Consider the following 19839-nt stretch of genomic DNA (forward strand, 5'->3'; position numbering starts at 1 on the left):
ATGAGCCAGGTTGTCGTCTATTCCAGCGATTGGTGCCCTTACTGCATGCGAGCCAAGGCTTTGCTGGAGAAAAAGGGTGTTGCCTTCGAAGAGATCAAGGTCGACGGCAAGCCCCAGGTGCGTGCCGAAATGGCCCAGAAGGCGGGGCGCACGTCCGTTCCGCAGATCTGGATCGGCACCCGGCACGTCGGTGGATGCGATGACCTGTTCGCCCTGGAGCGCTCCGGTAAACTCGATGCGCTGCTGCACGTCTGACTCCCAACCCCTAAAAGACCCCAAGATCAAGAAGGATCTGCGATGACTGACCAACAGAATACCGAAGCAGCAGAAGCCCAAGGCCCACAGTTCTCGCTGCAGCGCATCTACGTGCGTGACCTGTCGTTCGAAGCGCCGAAAAGCCCGGCTATCTTCCGCCAGGAATGGACCCCAAGCGTTGCCCTGGACCTGAACACCCGTCAAAAGGCACTGGAAGGCGACTTCCACGAAGTCGTGCTGACCTTGTCGGTCACCGTCAAGAATGGCGAAGAAGTGGCCTTCATCGCTGAAGTGCAACAGGCCGGTATCTTCCTGATCCAGGGCCTGGACGAGGCGTCCATGAGCCACACCCTGGGTGCGTTCTGCCCGAACATCCTGTTCCCGTATGCCCGCGAGACCCTGGACAGCCTGGTTACCCGTGGTTCGTTCCCTGCGCTGATGCTGGCTCCGGTGAACTTCGATGCCCTGTACGCTCAAGAGCTGCAGCGCATGCAACAGGAAGGCGCGTCGACGGTTCAGTAATCTCGAACCCGACGCAGAACCCAATGTGGGAGGGGGCTTGCCCCCGATGGCGGAGTGTCAGTCGACATCTATGTGACTGATCCACCGCTATCGGGGGCAAGCCCCCTCCCACATTTGCTGTGTGTTACTTGAAACCGAGTTGGCGCCAGCCTTCGTAGACAGCAACGGCCACGGTGTTCGACAGGTTCAGGCTGCGGCAACCTTCGCGCATCGGCAAGCGCAGGCGATGCCCGTCAGGCAGGGCATCGAGTACCTCGGCCGGCAGGCCACGGCTTTCCGGGCCGAACAGGAAGGCGTCGCCTTCGGCAAAACTGGCATCATGGAACGGCCGCGAGCCCTTGGTGGTAAACGCAAACAGCCGTGGGTGGCCCAGGCTTTCCAGGCAGCTGGCCAGGTCGGCGTGGCGCTGCAAGGTGGCGTACTCGTGGTAATCCAGCCCGGCGCGGCGCAGGCGCTTGTCGTCCATGTCAAAGCCCAGGGGCTCGATCAAATGCAGGTGGCAGCCACTGTTGGCGCACAGCCTGATAACGTTGCCGGTATTCGGCGGAATTTCTGGTTGAAAAAGGATGACGTGAAACATGCACGGCTCCGAAGGCAAAGATGCGCTGCATTCTACCCTCGAAGAGGATCCCAGGCCGAAGCTATTGCCGAGGGTTTTGGGCTCGTTGGCGATTGTCGGCCTGATGGTGGGCCTGATGATCGGTCGCCTGACCACCCCCGACCCGGTCGAGTTGCTGCAGGTCGAGCCGGCGGCGGACGGCGTGCTGGTGTGGTTTAACCGCGAGCCCAAGCTGCACGGCGAGCAGGTAGATGGCGCCGTGGCGCTGTTGTTCGACGCGCAGGGCAAGGCGGCCGGCGGGCAACTCAAGGTCAATGGCAAGGATGTGAACTGGCGCATACGCAAGACCGATGCTGGCCTGCTGCTGAACCTGGTGGCGGCTCGGCCGTTGCGCGGGGAATGGTCGGGGGAGAAGGCTGAAGGCCGCTGGCGGCTGGAGATCCATCTCCAAGAGCAATAAAAGAGGGAATCCCCGGCCTGCCTGTACCGAGGTTCCCCAAAGCGGTGTGGAGCGCGACGCGGTTCGCATCAAGCACCCCGGGTGTAAAGAGGGGATTCTCGGCCTGCCTGTACCAAGGTCCCCGAAACTGGGTTGTACAAGGGTTATTGCAGGGCGCGTGCCAGAGTCGCGAAGTGGCGCCAAAAAAAATCTTCAGAAAGCGCAAAGCCCCGGAATACGGGGCTTTGGTGTTTTCGGGGTTCAGGTTTTTTTCAGCGGTTCTGCGGTTTCAGGCGCCGGATCCATGCCCGATGCCGGTTCATGGTGCATTGAAGCGGTGCACGGTTCTGAAGCCTTTGGAGGTCCAAATGTGGGTGGGGGCTTGCCCCCGATGGCGGAGTGTCAGTCGACATCTATGTGACTGATCCACCGCTATCGGGGGCAAGCCCCCTCCCACATTGGATTTTCAGTGGATCTGAGACTCAGCCCTCATCGCCGTCGTCGTCGTCACCACCATCCACCTTCATCCCCAGTTCCTTGATCTTGCGAGTCAGGGTATTGCGGCCCCAGCCCAGCAGCACGGCGGCATCGCGGCGGCGACCAGCGGTGTGCTTGAGGGCCGTTTCGATCATGATCCGCTCGAACGCCGGTACGGCGCTGTCCAGCAGGTTTGACTGGCCGCGTGCCAGGGCCTGGTCGGCCCATTGGCGCAGGGCTTGTTCCCAGTTTGTCACTGGGGCCGAGTCCTGCGGCAGGCTCAACAGCTCCGGCGGCAGGTCGCTGATATGCACCTCGCGCCCGGATGCCATCACCGTGATCCAGCGGCAGGTGTTCTCCAGCTGGCGCACGTTGCCTGGCCACGGCAGGTTCTTCAGGTATTCCTCGGTCTCGGTTTTCAGCAGCTTGGGCTCTACGGCCAGCTCCTGGGCGGCGCGGCTGAGGAAGTGGCGAGCGAGGGTCGGGATATCTTCGCGACGGTCCGACATCCGGGGAATGTGGATACGGATCACGTTCAAGCGGTGGAACAAGTCCTCGCGGAACTTGCCCGCATGCACCAGGGTTTCCAGGTTCTGGTGAGTCGCGGCGATGATGCGCACATCGACCTTGACCGGCGTATGCCCGCCCACGCGATAGAACTCGCCGTCCGCCAGTACCCGCAGCAGGCGGGTCTGGGTATCGGCCGGCATATCGCCGATCTCATCGAGGAACAGCGTACCGCCATCGGCTTGCTCAAAGCGGCCGCGACGCAGGTTGGCCGCGCCAGTGAACGCGCCTTTCTCATGGCCGAACAGCTCGGACTCCATCAAGTCCTTCGGAATCGCCGCCATGTTCAGTGCGATAAACGGCGAGGCCGACCTTGGGCTGTGACGGTGCAGGGCGTGGGCCACCAGTTCTTTACCGGTACCCGACTCGCCATTGATCAGCACGGTGATGTTGGAGTGGCTCAAGCGCCCGATGGCGCGAAACACTTCCTGCATCGCCGGCGCTTCGCCGATGATTTCCGGGGTGCGGGTCAGCGCCGGCGGCGCTTCCTGGTTCTGTTGTTCCTGGGCGTGCTGGTTGGCGCGCTTGACCAGCGCCACCGCCTCGTCCACGTCGAACGGCTTGGGCAGGTATTCAAACGCACCGCCCTGGTAGGACGCGACAGCGCTGTCCAGGTCCGAGTGCGCCGTCATGATGATTACCGGCAGGCGCGGGTGCTGTTCGCGAATCCGCGCCAGCAGGTCCAGGCCACTGGCGCCGGGCATGCGGATGTCGGAGATGATCACGTCGGGCTGCTGGCGCGCCAGGCGGCTCATCACCCCGTCAGCGCTGTCGAAGCTCTGGGTGGTCATGCCTTCCTGTTGCAAGGCTTTCTCGAGGACCCAGCGGATAGAACGGTCGTCATCGACGATCCACACAGTTTCACTACGGCTCATGTCGATGGGGCTCCTTGTTCCAGAGGCAGAAAGATCGAGAACGTGGTGTGGCCGGGATGGCTCTCACATTCGATCAGACCCTGGTGCTGGCTGATGATGTTCTGGGTAATGGCCAGGCCCAGCCCGGTACCGTCCGGGCGGCCGCTGACCATTGGAAAGAAGATGGTTTCCTGCAGTTCCGCAGGAATGCCCGGGCCGTTGTCGATGATCTCGACCTTGGTTACCAGGCGATGGCGCACGTGGCCGATGGTGAACTGGCGCAGGGCGCGGGTGCGCAGGCTGATGCGGCCCAGGCGCAGCTCGTTCTGGCTGCTGATGGCTTGCATGGCGTTGCGCACGATATTGAGCACGGCCTGGATCATCTGTTCGCGGTCGATCAATACGTCGGGAATGCTCGGGTCGTAGTCGCGCACCAGGGTGATGCAGCCCTGGCTTTCGGCTTCGACCAGCTGGCAGACGCGCTCGAGCACCTCGTGCACGTTGGTCATCGCCAGCGACGGCAGTTTGTTGGAGCCGAGCATGCGGTCCACCAGGTTGCGCAGGCGGTCGGCCTCTTCAATGATGACGTTGGTGTAGTCCTTGAGGTGCTCGTCCGGCAGCTCGCGGGCCAGCAACTGCGCGGCACCGCGAATCCCGCCCAACGGGTTCTTGATCTCATGGGCCAGGCCGCGGACCAGCATCTTGCTGGTTTCCTGCTTGGACAGCTGGGCTTCTTCTTTGGTGATGCGCAGCAGGCGGTCGCGGGGATGCACTTCAAGCAGCAGCAGGGTGGCGCCGTTGCTCAGGATCGGGGTCACGGCGTAGTCGACGGTCAGGGTTTGGCCGGTCAGGGCCGTGAGCATCGCCTCACGCTTGGTGAATGGGTGTGCCTGCTCCACCGCCTGGCGCAATGAACTCAAGGCTTCGGCCGACTCGGTGAACAATTCGCTGATGAACTGCCCATGGCTGCGCTGGCCGCTGATGGCCAGGAGCATCTCCGCCGCCGGGTTCATGTACTCAAGACGCAAGTCGTCGTTGAGCAGGATGGTCGCGGTCGTCAGGTTGTCGAGTAACAAACGGTGCAGTGCATCGCTGATGGTCATCAGGACCTCTTTTGGAGCAAGGCGCGGGCTTGAGGCACACGCTGATACAAGGAAAATGCAAAAACCAAACCAAGGCTCCGAAAAGAAGCGTTAAACCCCTGAAATAAGGATTTAAGGCTCGAAACTGTGGCGTTCTGCCAGCTTCAACGGGAAGTTTCGAACCAAAATGGGCTGGGCAGGTGGGTAGGGTGCAAGTTGTCGCACCAATATAGTGCGGTTTTATGAAGGTTGTTCAGGAAGTGATGAGAGATCGTTCTCGGCCGATGTCGAGAGCGATCTCGGTGGCAGGACTTTATCAATGCGGCTGGGACAGCGGCATGCCCATGGTGCCGGCGTAAAACACCAGCAGCTCCACTGGGGTGCTTCCGGTTCTGCCGCGATGGACTGTGCCCACCATCTCGGCCAGGGTTTGCCCTTGAGTCAGGGTGAGAGCCCGCCCGCCTTTACGGGTTTCAACGATCAACTCGCCCGAGAGGATATACGCTGCGTTCGGCATGGGGTGGCTGTGCCAGGGCAACTGCGTATTCGCCGGGATCTTGAGTCGCAACAGCGTAAGTTCCGGCGGGCCGGAGGGGTAAGCCTCGTAAGGTGTTCCGTCCCATGATGCGCTGCTCTGCAGCAGGGTTTCCTTTTCGATCTGTACGGCGTCTTTGGACTGGCTGCTGCAGCCTAGCGCAGCCAAACACGCCGCTGTTGCGATCAAGCATTTGAGGGCTTCCATGGTCGGTTTCATCCGTTCGCTGAGTGGCCGGTCAGGCTACGATCGCTGTCCGGGGGACGGATGCCGGAAGGGGCCTAAAATGATGTGGGTGTCATCTGTTATTCGCCTGTGTGGATACACAGCTCGGCAGTGGCGCGAATCATCGCCAGTTGCTGCAACGGCTCGTTCAACGGCTCATGCACCGCCTCGGCCAGCCACTGCGGGCACTTTTGGTCGGTGCGTTGCGGGGTGAAGTCCGCCAGTTCTTGCAGCAGGCGTTTTTGCAATTGATCCAGCTGCGGGCGAATCTGCTTCACCAGGTCAGGGCGCGGGTCATCGGGTGCCTTGCCCTGGAACTGCCAGTCGGACAGGTGGGTGTACTGCACCAGTTTGTTCGCCTCTATCTGCGCTGAGAAAAATTGCTCGGCGGCGGCGGGCGCCAGTTTGTAGTTGGGGGCCTGGGCGATGACGCTGGCGATGACCTCCTGTTCGCGCTTCTTGTCCTCTACGGGCTTTTTGCTGTCCCATTTGCTCAGGGCGACCTGGTCGGCGATGGCCAGGCGTTCGGCGATGCTGTTGAGCAATGGCTCAAGGCTGGCTGGCGCGGCGCTCGCACTGGTAGTGACGAACAGCAGGGCAAATACAAGTCGACGTTTCAAGGCTGATCTCCTTGTGGGAGGGGGCGAGCCCTCTCCCACATGTTTAATAAAATTCGGGCAAAAAAAGACCTCCCGAAGGAGGCCTCTTTCATCACGCTGCGTCAAGCAGCGCTACCGGATCAGCAGCTGTAGTACAGCTCGTATTCCAGTGGGTGTACGAAGGTGCGTACTTTGATTTCTTCTTCGCTTTTCAGCTCGATGTAGGCATCGATGAAGTCGTCGCTGAATACGCCGCCTTTGGTCAGGAACGCACGGCCCTTGTCCAGCTCTTCCAGGGCTTCTTTCAGGCTGCCGCACACTTGTGGGATCTCTTTGGCCTCTTCAGGCGGCAGGTCGTACAAGTTTTTGTCGGCGGCGTCGCCAGGGTGGATCTTGTTCTGGATACCGTCCAGGCCAGCCATGACCAGGGCAGCGAAGGCCAGGTATGGGTTGGCTGCTGGATCCGGGAAGCGGGCTTCGATACGGCGAGCGCGCGGGCTGGACACGTAAGGAATACGGATCGAGGCAGAACGGTTGCGTGCCGAGTAGGCCAGCATGACCGGCGCTTCGAAGCCTGGAACCAGACGCTTGTAGGAGTTGGTCGACGGGTTGGTGAAGCCGTTCAGGGCCTTACCGTGCTTGATGATACCGCCGATGAAGTACAGGGCGGTGTCGGACAGGCCGGCATAACCTTCGCCAGCGAAGGTGTTCTTGCCTTCTTTAGCGATGGACAGGTGAACGTGCATACCCGAGCCGTTATCGCCGTACAGAGGCTTAGGCATGAAGGTCGCGGTACGGCCGTAGGCATCAGCCACGTTGTGTACGCAGTACTTCAGGGTCTGGACTTCGTCAGCCTTGGCCACCAGGGTGTTGAATTTCACACCGATTTCGTTCTGGCCGGCAGTGGCCACTTCGTGGTGGTGCACTTCGATGACCAGGCCCATTTCTTCCATGGCGTTGCACATGGAGGTACGGATTTCGTGGTCGTGGTCGAATGGCGGAACTGGGAAGTAGCCACCTTTGATGCCTGGACGGTGGCCTTTGTTGCCGCCTTCCACGTCCTGGTCGGACATCCACGAACCTTGTTCGGAGAAGATCTTGAACATGGAGCCGGAGATGTCGGACTTGAACTTGACCGAATCAAAGATGAAGAATTCTGGCTCAGGGCCTACGAATACGGTGTCGCCGATACCGGTCGACTTCAGGTATTCCTCGGCACGCTTGGCGATCGCACGTGGGTCGCGGTCGTAGCCTTGCATGGTCGAAGGCTCGATCACGTCGCAGACGATGATCAGGGTTGGGTCTTCGGTGAACGGGTCCAGCACGGCAGTGCTGTCGTCCGGCATCAGGATCATGTCGGAAGCTTCGATGCCTTTCCAACCGGCAATGGAGGAACCGTCGAACATTTTGCCTTCTTCGAAGAAAGCGTCATCCAGCGCGTCGCGAGCCGGCATGGTCACGTGGTGCTGAGTGCCTTTTGTGTCCGTGAAGCGCAGATCAATCCATTTAACGTCATGATCTTTGATGAGTTGAACCGACTTCGACATGGTGTCCTCCGGGTGGCTTCGGGCTGGGTAGTGGAGTTAGCCCTTAGAATGTGGGTGATGCCGGCGCGGATACTCCGCCATGGCAACCTGCCTCACAAGAGAGCAAATTGCATGCCAGTGCGCCAACATGGCCTTTCTGCCTCAAAATCGCCCCTATAACGGTGCAATCGGCCGAAATGGAATAATTAACGCACTGCAATGTAGCGCCGATTTGCATAAATGACCCGTTTTGGTGCGCATCACCTTCAATGCATATTAACTGGTTAAACCTTGAGCGATTTCCGCTATAATCCGCGCCCCCCTTTTTCGGCAGGCCCTGCGCGCGCTGTTTCCATGAAATTAATCGTTAAAGTCTTCCCAGAGATCACCATCAAGAGCCGACCGGTACGGATGCGTTTCATCCGTCAGTTGGCCAAGAACATCCGTGCCGTGCTCCGCGATCTGGACCCGGCTGTGGTGGTGAACGGCGTGTGGGACAACCTCGAACTGGAAACCCGCGTGACCGACCCCAAAGCCTTGAAGGACATGACCGAACGGCTGAGCTGCATGCCGGGTATCGCGCATTTCCTGCAGGTGGACGAGTATCCACTGGGCGACTTCGACGACATCACCGAAAAGTGCAAGCAGCACTTCGGTGATGAGCTGGAAGGGAAGATTTTTTCGGTGCGCTGCAAGCGTGCCGGCAAGCACCCGTTCAGCTCCATGGACGTCGAGAAATACGTCGGCAGCAAGCTGCGTCGCGAGTGCGGCGCAGCCGGAATTTCCTTGAAAGCGCCACAAATTGAAGTGCGCATGGAAATTCGCGACCAACGGTTGTTCGTGATCCATAGCCAGCACGACAGCATCGGCGGCTACCCGCTGGGTGCCCTGGAACAGACCCTGGTACTCATGTCTGGCGGTTTCGATTCCACGGTGGCGGCCTACCAGATCATGCGCCGCGGGCTGATGAGCCATTTCTGCTTCTTTAACCTGGGCGGGCGTGCACACGAATTGGGCGTGATGGAAGTCGCGCATTACATCTGGAAGAAGTACGGCAGCTCCCAGCGTGTGCTATTTGTGAGCGTGCCGTTCGAGGAAGTGCTCGGGGAAATTCTCGGCAAAGTCGATAACAGTCATATGGGCGTAGTATTGAAGCGTATGATGTTGCGCGCTGCGTCCCGAATCGCCGATCAGTTGCAGATCGACGCGCTGGTGACCGGCGAAGCGATCTCCCAGGTCTCCAGCCAGACGCTGCCGAACCTGTCGCTGATCGATTGTGTGACCGAAAAGCTGGTGTTGCGCCCGCTGATCGCCAGCCACAAGCAGGACATCATCGACCTGGCGGAAAAAATCGGCACCGCTGATTTCGCCAAGCATATGCCTGAATATTGCGGGGTCATCTCGGTGAACCCCAAGACCCACGCCAAGCGCAACCGCGTGGAGTACGAAGAACAACAGTTTGACATGGCGATTCTGGAGCGTGCGCTCGAGAACGCCAAGCTGGTCCCGATCGATCGAGTCATCGATGAACTGGGCCAGGATGTGCAGATCGAAGAAGTCAGCGAAGCCCTGGCCGGCCAGATCGTCATCGACATCCGTCACCCGGATGCCGCGGAGGATGAGCCGCTGGAAATCGCTGGCATCGACGTACAAACGCTGCCGTTCTATGCATTGAACGCGCGTTTCAAGGAACTGGATAACAGCCGTCAGTACCTGCTGTATTGCGACAAAGGCGTGATGAGTCGCCTGCATGCCCACCATTTGCTCAGTGAGGGGCATGCCAATGTGCGCGTTTATCGACCGAGCTAAGAGCCCGGGGCTGTTTGCCTGTGGCCTGCGTCACCGGCCCCCCGACTCTGCCGTCAAGCTGTAACGGCAAGGCCTGACTCTACTGTTAATCGCTGCCACGACCTGTCAGCACACCGAATCCTCTGATCGAGATACACAAGTGATCGAAAATCTACGTAACATCGCCATCATTGCTCACGTTGACCATGGTAAAACCACCCTGGTAGACAAACTCTTGCGTCAATCCGGCACCCTGGAGCGCAACGAGCTCAACGACGAGCGCGTGATGGACTCCAACGACCAGGAAAAAGAGCGCGGTATTACCATCCTGGCTAAAAACACCGCTATCAACTGGAACGGCTACCACATCAACATCGTGGATACCCCGGGCCACGCCGACTTCGGCGGCGAAGTAGAACGCGTAATGTCGATGGTTGACTCCGTTCTGCTGCTGGTTGACGCTCAAGACGGTCCTATGCCGCAAACCCGTTTCGTGACCAAGAAGGCTTTCGAAGCCGGCCTGCGTCCGATCGTGTGCATCAACAAGGTTGACCGTCCAGGCGCGCGTCCGGACTGGGTTCTGGACCAGATCTTCGACCTGTTCGACAACCTGGGCGCTACCGAAGAGCAACTTGATTTCCAAGTGATCTACGCATCGGCCCTGAACGGTATTGCCGGTCTGGAACACACCGCCATGGCGGAAGACATGACCCCGCTGTACCAGGCGATCGTTGACCACGTTCCACCACCGAAGGTTGACCGTGACGGTCCGTTCCAGATGCAAATCTCGGCACTGGACTACAACAGCTTCCTGGGTGTTATCGGCGTTGGCCGTATCGCCCGTGGTAGCGTCAAGCCGAACACCCCGGTTGTGGCTATCGGCGCCGACGGCAAGAAGCGTAACGGCCGTATCCTGAAGCTGATGGGCCACCACGGCCTGCACCGTATCGACGTTGAAGAAGCCTTCGCCGGCGACATCGTGTGCGTCAGCGGCATGGACTCGCTGTTCATCTCCGACACCCTGTGCCAGCCGGACACTGTCGAGGCGATGAAGCCTCTGACCGTTGACGAGCCAACCGTTTCCATGACCTTCCAGGTAAACGACTCGCCTTTCTGCGGTAAAGAAGGCAAGTTCGTGACTTCCCGTAACATCAAGGAACGTCTGGACAAAGAGCTGCTGTACAACGTTGCACTGCGCGTTGAAGAAGGCGACTCGGCTGACAAGTTCAAGGTTTCCGGCCGTGGTGAGCTGCACCTCTCGGTACTGATCGAAACCATGCGTCGCGAAGGCTTCGAAATGGGCGTTGGTCGTCCTGAAGTGATCATCCGTACTGTTGACGGCGTGAAGCAGGAACCGTTCGAAAACGTCACCATCGACACCCCTGAAGAATCCCAGGGCAAGGTCATGGAAGAGATGGGCCTGCGTAAGGGCGACCTGACCAACATGGTGCCGGATGGCAAAGGCCGTGTGCGTCTGGAATACAACATCCCTGCTCGTGGTCTGATCGGTTTCCGTAACCAGTTCCTGACCCTGACCAACGGTGCTGGCATCCTGACCTCGATCTTCGATCGCTACGACACCATGAAGTCCGGCGACATGTCCGGCCGTCAGAACGGTGTTCTGGTATCGGTAGAAACCGGCAAGGCGCTGACCTACTCCCTGGAAACCCTCCAGGCGCGTGGCAAGCTGTTCGTTGAACACGGTCAAGAGATCTACAACGGTCAGATCGTTGGCCTGAACAGCCGTGACAACGACATGGGCGTCAACCCAACCAAAGGCAAGAAGCTCGACAACATGCGTGCTTCGGGTAAAGACGAAACCATCGCCCTGGTTCCACCTGTTCGCTTCACCCTGGAACAGGCCCTGGAATTCATCCAGGACGACGAGCTGTGCGAAGTCACGCCTAAGTCGATCCGCCTGCGTAAGAAGATCCTGGACGAAGGCGAGCGTACCCGCGCTGCCAAGAAAGCCAAGAACTGAGTTAACTCAGGCTGAATGAAAAACGCCCCCGGTCGAAAGGCCGGGGGCGTTTTTTTATGTCTGCAGGTTTTGTGGTGGCTGTACCGGCCTCATCGGGGGCAAGCCCCCTCCCACATTTGACCGAGTACAGTCATTTGGAATGCGGTCAGTGTGGGAGGGGGCTTGCCCCCGATGGGGCCCTTGAGCCCCCTGCAAAACCTGGATCAGAACTTATCGAGGGTCTTGAACTTGGTTTCGCGCACCACTTCCTTCGGCTTATATGCGCAATACCCCGGGCGCGGCCCGATTTTCGGGTGGTTGCGGCAGGTATCCGGACGCTTGTCATAAATAGTGCAGAAGCGCGTCTTACGATCCAGGTACAAGCAGTCGTTGTTGCTCATGCGCTGCAGGGTAAAAATCTCGGATTTGTTGTTGTAGCGTTCGACAATGCCTTCCTTCTGCAAACGCTTGGCGATGTTTTTCGGCGGGTCGCCGCGCTCGAATTCATCGACGATGCCAATGCGGATCAGGTCCTTGATCTTCACCTCAACCGGCAGCGTGCAGCAGCTGGACACGCAGCCACCGCACATGTGGGCGGAGTATTTCTGCCAAGTCTCGAGACGGTCGAGTTCCGCGGCGGCGATCAGTTGAGGCTTCATCAGGGTTCCAAGGTGGGGCGGTATCCGGGCGCGCGATCATACCGGGATTGATGGTTTTTTGAACAATATTTTCTGGTTTTCAGCTCGAAGGCTGTTCGAGTGCAGATCGGGCACGACCCCTGCATTAAATTCGCGCAAAGGTGAATGAGTTAAAAAACTGCCGAACCAGAGCCTTCACCGTCTGTCAGACCGACTAGGCTCTAGCAACTCCTTCAATCTCGCCCGAGGTCGCACCGATGTCTCAGGAACCGCTTGCACGAGAAGCAGAGGTAGCCGCGTTTCGCGATGCTGTCTTGACCAAACTCACCTACGCGGTGGGCAAAGACCCGGATCACGCCTTCGACCACGACTGGTTCGAAGCCATTGCCCTGGCCGCCCGCGACCAGATGGTCGACCACTGGATGGACCACACCCGGCGTATCTACCGTAAAGGCCAGAAGCGGGTGTATTACCTCTCCCTCGAATTCCTCATCGGCCGCTTGCTCTATGACAGCCTGAGCAACCTCGGTGTGCTGGAGATCGCTCGCGAAGCCCTGAGCGAACTGGGTGTCGACCTGGAGCGCATCCGCCTGCTGGAGCCCGACGCGGCGCTTGGCAACGGTGGCCTGGGCCGCCTGGCGGCGTGCTTTATGGAAAGCATGTCGACCCTGGGCATTGCCGGCCATGGTTATGGCATTCGTTATGAGCACGGCTTGTTCCGCCAGGCGATTGTCGATGGCTGGCAGCAGGAACAGACCGAGCGCTGGCTGGATTTCGGCAACCCGTGGGAATTCGAACGGGCCGAGGTGATTTACCCGATCGGCTTTGGCGGCAGCGTCGAAACCCTGCCGGACCCTGCCGGCAAGATGATCCAAGTGTGGACGCCCAACGAAACGGTGCGTGCCGTCGCCTACGACACCCCGGTGGTCGGCTGGCGTGGCGCCAGCGTCAACACCCTGCGCCTGTGGCGTGCGCGGGCGGTGGAAGACTTGCATCTGGAGCGCTTCAACGCCGGTGACCACTTGGGTGCGGTCGCCGAAGTGGCCCGTGCGGAAAGCATCTCCCGAGTGCTTTACCCGGCTGACAGCACGGAAGCGGGGCAGGAACTGCGCCTGCGCCAGGAATACTTCTTCGTCTCGGCCTCGCTGCAAGACCTGCTGCGTCGCCACAAGAACATGCACGGCTCGGTACTCAGCCTGGGCGAGCATGCGGCGATCCAGCTCAACGACACCCACCCGTCGATCGCCGTGGCCGAGTTGATGCGTCAACTGGTCGACCTGCACGACATTCCATGGGACGCCGCGTGGGATGTCACCGTCGAAACCCTGTCGTACACCAACCACACCCTGTTGCCCGAAGCCCTGGAAACCTGGCCGGTCGGCCTGATGGAACGCATGCTGCCCCGGCACATGCAGATCATCTACCTGATCAACGCCCAGCACATCGACTCGTTGCGGGCCAAGGGCACCCATGACTTCGACGTACTGCGCGCCGTGTCGCTGATCGAAGAAGACAACGGCCGCCGTGTGCGCATGGGCAACCTGGCATTCCTCGGCTCCCACAGTGTCAACGGGGTCTCCGGCCTGCACACCCAGTTGATGCGCAGTACGGTGTTCTCCGAATTGCACAAGCTGTACCCGGAGCGCATCAACAACAAAACCAACGGCATTACCTTCCGCCGCTGGCTGTACCAGGCCAACCCCAAGCTCACCTCGATGCTGGTGGATGCACTGGGCCCCGACATTCTCGACACCGTGGAAACCCGCCTGGTCGAGCTGGAAACCTTTGCCGAGAAGCAAGCATTCCGCAAGGCGTTTGCCGAACAGCGCCTGCACAGCAAGCGCGCGCTGGCCGATATCATCCATGAGCGCCTGGGCATTGCGGTCAACCCGGCGGCAATGTTCGACGTACAGGTCAAGCGTATCCACGAGTACAAGCGCCAGTTGCTCAACCTGCTGCACACCGTGGCGCTGTACCAGGCGATCCGTGCCGAGCCGGGCACCGACTGGGTACCGCGGGTGAAGATTTTCGCGGGCAAGGCGGCGGCCAGTTATCACCAGGCCAAGTTGATCATCAAGCTGACCAACGACATTGCGCGCACCGTGAACAACGACCCGACCGTGCGCGGTCTGCTCAAGGTGGTGTTCCTGCCCAACTACAACGTCAGCCTGGCGGAAAGCATCATTCCGGCGGCCGACTTGTCGGAGCAAATCTCCACTGCCGGCTTTGAGGCATCGGGCACCAGCAATATGAAGTTCGGCCTCAACGGCGCGCTGACCATCGGCACCATGGACGGCGCCAACGTCGAGATGCACGAGCGCGTGGGGGCCGAGCACATGTTTATCTTCGGTCTCAGCGCCCAACAGGTCGAGGCGCGCAAGCAGGCTGGCGAGTTCCATGCCGGGCCGGACATCGCGGCCTCCCATCGGTTGAACGATGTGCTGCAGGCGATTCGAGGCGGGGTGTTCTCGCCGGACGATCCAGGCCGATATGTGGGCTTGATCGATGGGCTGATCGACTATGACCGCTTCCTGGTGTGTGCCGACTTCGACGCCTATTGGGATGCACAAGCGCGGGTCGAAGCGCATTGGCATGATTCCAAGGAATGGTGGCGCTCGGCGGTACTCAATACCGCGCGGATGGGGTGGTTCTCTTCGGACCGGACGATCCGCGAGTACGCTACCGAGATCTGGAAAGCCCTGGACTAGATCTACTGTAGGAGCGAGCTTGCTCGCGAAAAACGCCAACGATAACGCGTGCTTTCTGATTTAACGCGGTATCTTTGCGATCTTCGCGAGCAAGCTCGCTCCTACAGCACGGTTTACCTAGGGAATATCGACCATGCAATGGATTTTCATGCTGATTGGCCTGGTGCTCGGCTGGACGCTCGATGAGTCGTTCAGTGACGCGGGCATCGGTGCGCTGTTGGGGTTGGGCATTGGCCAGGCGATTCGCCTGTCTAGGCTGGCGACCCAGGTGCAGCAGCAGGCTGCTCAGTTGGAAACCACGCAGAAGGCGTTGATCGCCCTGGGCGAGCGCCTGCGGCAACTGGAAGTGCCCGCGCCAACGAGCAATGGCATCGTCGAAACGCCTGTCCCTGAGCCGACACCTGTCGCCAAGGTGCCTGAACTGGTGTGGGAACTGCCGGCTGAGTTGGCGCCTGTGGCGATGGTCGCCGAACCGAGCCAACCACTGCCGGATGACGTCTGGACGCCCGCTCCGACGCCGCGTGCGCCTCAAGAACCTGTCGCTCCCCGTGGCCCCAACCTGATCGAACGCGCCATCAGCGGCGCACGCAATTGGCTGTTGGGTGGCAACACCGTGCTGCGTGTCGGCGTGGTGCTGTTGTTCCTGGGCCTGGCGTTCCTGTTGCGCTACGCCACCGAAGGCATGGTGGTGCCGATCGAGTTGCGCTACGCCGGGGTGGCTGCGGCCGCCGTGGGCCTGCTGGGCCTGGGCTGGTGGTTACGACTGCGCAACAGCAACTACGGATTGATGCTGCAAGGCACCGGGATCGCGGTGTTGTACCTGACGGTATTTGCCGCGATGCGCCTGCACCCGTTGATCGATCCGAGCGCGGCACTGGGCCTGCTGGTAGCGATCACCGTGTTCTCGGCGATCCTGGCGATTACCCAGGATGCCCTGGGCCTGGCCTGCGCGGCGGCACTCGGCGGGTTTGCAGCACCGATCCTCACGTCCACCGGCGCCGGCAACCATGTGGCGCTGTTCAGTTATTTCGCCCTGCTCAATGCCGGCATCCTCGCCATCGCCTGGTTCAAGGCCTGGCGCCTGCTCAACCTGATCGGCTTTGTCGGCACCTTTGGCATTGGCTTCGCCTGGGGTTTGCGTTCGTATACTCCGGAACTGCTGTGGAGCACCGAGCCGTTCCTGATCCTGTTTTTCCTGATGTACCTGGTCATCGGCCTGTTGTTCACCCGCCGCAAATTGCTGGAGATGAACGACGCGCCCGAAGATGGCAGCCGGGGGGCGCTGCTGCGCTGGTCGGCGGCCAAGGGCGATTACGTCGACGGTAGCCTGCTGTTCGGTCCGCCGTTGGTGGGCTTTGGCTTGCAGTTCGCACTGGTGCAGCATTTGGAGTTTGCCGCTGCGTTCAGCGCCCTTGGCCTGGGCGTTATCTATATGGGCCTGGCGCGATTGCTCAGTGGCGGGCGTGCCTTGCTGCTGGCGGAAACCTGCCTGGCCCTGGGGGTGATCTTCGCCAGCCTGGCGATTCCCCTGGGCCTCGACGCACGCTGGACGGCGGCGGCCTGGGCCGTGGAAGGCGCCGGGATCTTCTGGCTCGGCTTGCGTCAGCAACGGCCGTTGGCGCGAGCCTTCGGCGTGTTATTGCAATTGGGCTCGGCGCTGGCCTTTCTCAGCGAACTGCGCGTTGGCGACCATACGTTGCTCGACGGTGCGCCATTGGGCGCGCTGCTGCTGGGCGCGGCGCTGCTGTTCAGTTTCGACCAACTACGCAAGGCGTCGCCGGAGCAGGCGGCGGGATGGGAGCGCAAGGGGCTGCCAGTGCTGGCCAGCCTGGGCCTGACCTTTTTGTACCTGCTCGCGCCGCTGTTGTTGCTGACCCAAGGCACCGCCATCAGTTGGGCGGTCGCCGGCCTGGCCACCCTGTGGATCGGCCTGCGCATCGGCTCGCGTACGTTCCTGTTTAGCGCGTTCGCCGTGCAACTGCTGGGCGGCGCGCTGTTTCTGCTGCGTTTGCAAGGCGGTGACGGGGCGGCGGTATTCAGCGCGGGCTGGAGCGGCCTGCTGACGGCGTCGCTGATCGGCCTGGCCTTGATTGGCGGCATGCTCCTGGCGGTGCGCGACGACCAGGTGCGTGGCGATGTGCGGCTGTTGCGTGGCCTGTCGGTGGTGCTGCTCGCGGGTCTGGTATTGATCAACCTTGCGGTGCTGTTTGTGCTGCCATGGGAAAGTGCCAGCGGTGTATGGGCGGCCAGTGGCTTGCTGATCATCTGGTTGAGCCTGTACCTGCAACAGCGCGTCAGTTTTGTATTTGGTTTGCTGCTGCAGGTGATCGGCGGTGCTGCGTTCCTGCTGTCGGTACCGGAGCTGCTCGGACCGTTGACCCCTGAAGGTGTGCGCCCCTTGGGGCACAGCGGTTTCTGGACGCCGATGGTCCTGGGCCTGGCCGCCCTGGTTGGCGCGTGGCGCTTGCAGCGTGAGCCCCATGCGCCGATGTTTGCCGTACTCAAGCTGCAACGCCTGTCCGACCTGTTGCTGGTGTGGGGCGCGGCCTGGTGGGCCGTGGCGCTGATCAGTGAAGTGTTGCGGTTTATCCCGCGGGAACTGCAGGGGGCTTTCCTGTTGGGCTGCGCGGCGCTCAGCGTGGCACTCTGGGCGTTGCTGGCGGCGAGATTGCGCTGGGCGTCGCTGGGCATGCTTTGCACCGTGTTGATGCCGGCGGCGGGGGTGGTGTTGCTGGTGTCCGCGCATGACTATTACCACCCGGCGGCCCAGTACGGCTGGCTGGCCTGGCTGACAGTATTTGCGGTGCACTTCGTGTCGTTGCGGCGGCTGGCGGCAGTGGCGCCGGGCAAGGCACTGAGTGTCGCCCATGTGCTTGGCTGCTGGATGCTGATCGGCGTGCTGGCCCTGGAGCTGCGTTACGGCTTGTTGCGGCTGTCGGCCGAATACAACGCCTGGCGCTGGCTGGGCTGGGCGATTCTGCCAAGCCTGTATCTGGTGCTGGCAGCCACGCCGCGTCGTTGGCCGTGGCCGGTGTCGGCTTACCCGAAAGAGTACCGGGTGCTGGCGGCGCTGCCGCTGGCGGTGTTGATGCTCGGTTGGTTCTGGCTGGCCAATAGCTTCAGTGACGGCACGGCCAGGCCGTTGCCGTATGTGCCGCTGATCAGCCCGCTGGACCTGGGGCTGCTGTTTGCCCTCTTCGGTGTGTATCTGTGGTCGCGCAGCGTTGCGCCGCAACGTGGGGCTCGAGTCGAGTTGATCGCCGAAGGCGTGGCAGGTCTCTCGCTGTTTGCATTCTTCACCGCGCTGGTGATGCGCGCCGCCCACCACTGGGGCGGCGTGCCGTTCCAGGTGGATGCGTTGCTCGAATCGATGCTGGTACAAGCCAGCCTGTCGATCGTCTGGACCCTGGTCGCCCTCGGCCTGATGATCGGCGGCCACCTGCGCCATCGTCGCGAAGTGTGGCTGATCGGCGCAGCGTTGATTGCCGTGGTGGTGGCCAAGCTGTTCTTTGTCGAGCTGAGCAACCGTGGCGGCCTGGCGCGGATCGTGTCGTTTATTGGCGTGGGCGGGTTGTTGCTGGTGGTGGGCTACTTCGCGCCACTGCCGCCCAAGCGTGCCGAACCTGTGCTGGAAACTGAAGGAGCATCCTCTTGATCGGTAAGTTGAGCGTGGCGGTAGTGGGGTTGTGCGCAACGTGGTCGGTGTGGGCCCAGGAAACGCCTGCCGATTTCACCACCCAGGTACCGCTGAGCGTCAGTGGCAACGGCCCCTGGTATCGCCTTGAATTGCCTTTGGCTGTGCAACTGGGCGCGCGCCAGGCCGACCTCAGTGATGTACGCGTCTTTAACGCGGCCGGTGAACCTCAGGCCTATGCACTGTCGCGACAATCGCCCCAGCACACCGAAAACCGCAACGTCACCGAGGTGAAGTGGTTCCCGCTGTACGCGGCCGACACCCACGAAACCTTGCCCGATGTGGTGGTGAAGTCCAGCGCCGAAGGCACCTTGCTCGAGGTACGCCCCTCCACCGCCGCCAAGCCCGGCAAGCAGGTGCTGCGCGGCTGGGTACTGGACGCCAGCGCGATCAAGGCACCGTTGCAGCAACTGAGCCTTGACTGGAGCCACGAGCAGGAGGGCTTCCAGCGTTTCAGCATTGAAGCCAGTGATGACTTGCAGCACTGGGAAGCCTGGGGTGATGGGCAAGTGGCGCGCTTGTCGTTTGCCGACGAGCGGGTCGAACAGCATGACGTCAGCCTGCCGGGGCAACCGGCGCGCTACCTGCGCTTGTTGTGGCAAGGCCAGGCGGCGCCGCTGCTGACCTCGGCCAAGCTGACAAGCGCCACCCGCAGCAGTTTACCGATGCCCTTGGTGTGGTCGCAGCCGCTGGCCGGTTCGCGACTCAAGGCGGGGGAGTACAGCTGGCAGTTGCCGACGGGGCTGAATGTCGAGCGCCTGCGCGTCGAATTGAAGCAGCCCAACACGCTGGCGCCCGTGACCCTGGCAGGGCGGCGTGACAGCCAGCAGGCCTGGCAGCCGCTGAGCAACGGCGTGCTGTACCGCCTGACCCAGAATGGCCAGGACGTGGTGCAGGATGAATTACCGTTGCCGGGCCAAACGGTCACTGAGCTCAAGTTGCAGGTGGATGAGCGCGGCGGTGGCCTGGGCGTCGAAGCCCCGGCACTGCGCGTTGCCGTGCGTGCCACGCAACTGGTGTTCCTGGCGCGGGGCGAGCCGCCATTTACCTTGGCGCTGGGTAATGCGTCGGCCAAGGCGGCGAACCTGCCGCTGTCGACCCTGATCCCTGGCTACAACGCCGAGCGTTTCAATACGTTGGGGCAGGCCCAGGTAGCCGGGGGCGTGACCGTCACGTCGCCTGCGGCCGCAGCCGTTGTCGATACCGGGCCGAACTGGAAAAAGTTCGGGCTCTGGGCCGTGTTACTGCTCGGTGTCGCGGCGTTGGGGGCCATGGCCTACAGTTTGCTGCGCAAGCCTGCGGCGGTACGTTAAATAAAGTCCATGAACTCTATTGGGTTTAAATCCTCTGATAGGAGGAAATACGCCCCGACTCGCGTTAAACTGCGCGGGTTTTTAAGCCCCCCCATACA

The 19839-nt window shown here is 61.0% G+C and carries 15 protein-coding genes; 8 read left to right on the top strand and 7 right to left on the bottom strand.

The genetic code is table 11. The features are described from left to right. On the top strand, positions 1 to 255 hold the full coding sequence (gene grxC, locus AB7933_RS03290) for a glutaredoxin 3 (RefSeq protein ID WP_024072892.1): 255 nt from the start codon (positions 1 to 3) through the stop codon (positions 253 to 255). A gap of 42 nt (positions 256 to 297) precedes the next feature. Beyond that, the gene (gene secB / locus AB7933_RS03295) at positions 298 to 777 is read left to right on the top strand and encodes a protein-export chaperone SecB (RefSeq protein WP_024072893.1); all 480 of its coding nucleotides are present in this window, start codon (positions 298 to 300) and stop codon (positions 775 to 777) included. Between the two features lie 124 nt (positions 778 to 901). Here the strand turns inward: secB and AB7933_RS03300 are convergent, their stop codons facing one another. Beyond that, complete coding sequence (locus tag AB7933_RS03300) at positions 902 to 1357, bottom strand: tRNA (cytidine(34)-2'-O)-methyltransferase (RefSeq protein ID WP_010563141.1); 456 nt, start codon at positions 1355 to 1357, stop codon at positions 902 to 904. Between AB7933_RS03300 and AB7933_RS03305 the strand changes: the two genes are divergently transcribed. Further along, positions 1356 to 1796, top strand: coding sequence for a hypothetical protein (locus AB7933_RS03305; RefSeq protein ID WP_024072894.1), 441 nt, complete (start codon positions 1356 to 1358; stop codon positions 1794 to 1796). The genes AB7933_RS03300 and AB7933_RS03305 overlap by 2 nt on opposite strands. 461 nt (positions 1797 to 2257) lie before the next feature. Here the strand turns inward: AB7933_RS03305 and ntrC are convergent, their stop codons facing one another. The 5 genes from ntrC to glnA all read right to left on the bottom strand — a co-directional run bounded on the left by ntrC (position 2258) and on the right by glnA (position 7661). Further along, a complete protein-coding gene (gene ntrC / locus AB7933_RS03310; protein ID WP_024072895.1) occupies positions 2258 to 3694 on the bottom strand; it encodes a nitrogen regulation protein NR(I) in 1437 nt (478 codons plus the stop codon). Next, positions 3691 to 4776, bottom strand: a complete 1086-nt coding sequence (glnL, locus tag AB7933_RS03315) for a nitrogen regulation protein NR(II) (protein WP_024072896.1) — start codon at positions 4774 to 4776, stop codon at positions 3691 to 3693. The genes ntrC and glnL overlap by 4 nt, the downstream gene beginning before the upstream one ends. A 295-nt stretch (positions 4777 to 5071) precedes the next feature. After that, a complete protein-coding gene (locus tag AB7933_RS03320) occupies positions 5072 to 5497 on the bottom strand; it encodes a cupin domain-containing protein (protein WP_024072897.1) in 426 nt (141 codons plus the stop codon). A 98-nt stretch (positions 5498 to 5595) separates the two neighbouring features. Continuing rightward, positions 5596 to 6135, bottom strand: a complete 540-nt coding sequence (locus AB7933_RS03325; RefSeq protein WP_024072898.1) for a chorismate mutase — start codon at positions 6133 to 6135, stop codon at positions 5596 to 5598. 119 nt (positions 6136 to 6254) lie between these two features. Next, on the bottom strand, positions 6255 to 7661 hold the full coding sequence (gene glnA, locus AB7933_RS03330) for a glutamate--ammonia ligase (protein ID WP_024072899.1): 1407 nt from the start codon (positions 7659 to 7661) through the stop codon (positions 6255 to 6257). 333 nt (positions 7662 to 7994) lie between these two features. Here glnA and thiI point away from each other — a divergent pair, with 333 nt between their 5' ends. Then, entirely contained in the window at positions 7995 to 9449 is a 1455-nt protein-coding gene (thiI, locus tag AB7933_RS03335) for a tRNA uracil 4-sulfurtransferase ThiI (protein ID WP_024072900.1), read from the top strand. A 139-nt stretch (positions 9450 to 9588) separates the two neighbouring features. Further along, positions 9589 to 11409 (top strand): translational GTPase TypA, encoded by a 1821-nt coding sequence (typA, locus tag AB7933_RS03340; protein WP_024072901.1) that lies wholly within the window; start codon positions 9589 to 9591, stop codon positions 11407 to 11409. A gap of 203 nt (positions 11410 to 11612) precedes the next feature. Here typA and AB7933_RS03345 read toward each other — a convergent pair whose 3' ends face one another. After that, positions 11613 to 12047 carry a YkgJ family cysteine cluster protein gene (locus AB7933_RS03345; protein WP_024072902.1) on the bottom strand — a complete coding sequence of 145 codons (435 nt, stop codon included), beginning with the start codon at positions 12045 to 12047 and terminating at the stop codon, positions 11613 to 11615. Between the two features lie 236 nt (positions 12048 to 12283). Here AB7933_RS03345 and AB7933_RS03350 point away from each other — a divergent pair, with 236 nt between their 5' ends. The 3 genes from AB7933_RS03350 (at position 12284) to AB7933_RS03360 (ending at position 19741) form a co-directional block, all read left to right on the top strand. Next, entirely contained in the window at positions 12284 to 14734 is a 2451-nt protein-coding gene (locus tag AB7933_RS03350) for a glycogen/starch/alpha-glucan phosphorylase (protein ID WP_024072903.1), read from the top strand. Between the two features lie 133 nt (positions 14735 to 14867). Beyond that, on the top strand, positions 14868 to 18389 hold the full coding sequence (locus AB7933_RS03355) for a DUF2339 domain-containing protein (protein ID WP_024072904.1): 3522 nt from the start codon (positions 14868 to 14870) through the stop codon (positions 18387 to 18389). Further along, positions 18389 to 19741 (top strand): DUF3999 domain-containing protein, encoded by a 1353-nt coding sequence (locus AB7933_RS03360; protein WP_041161078.1) that lies wholly within the window; start codon positions 18389 to 18391, stop codon positions 19739 to 19741. The genes AB7933_RS03355 and AB7933_RS03360 overlap by 1 nt, the downstream gene beginning before the upstream one ends. Positions 19742 to 19839: the final 98 nt, after the last annotated feature.

The sequence above is a fragment of the Pseudomonas gorinensis genome, assembly GCF_042015035.1.
In the GTDB taxonomy this organism is placed as follows: domain Bacteria; phylum Pseudomonadota; class Gammaproteobacteria; order Pseudomonadales; family Pseudomonadaceae; genus Aquipseudomonas; species Aquipseudomonas gorinensis.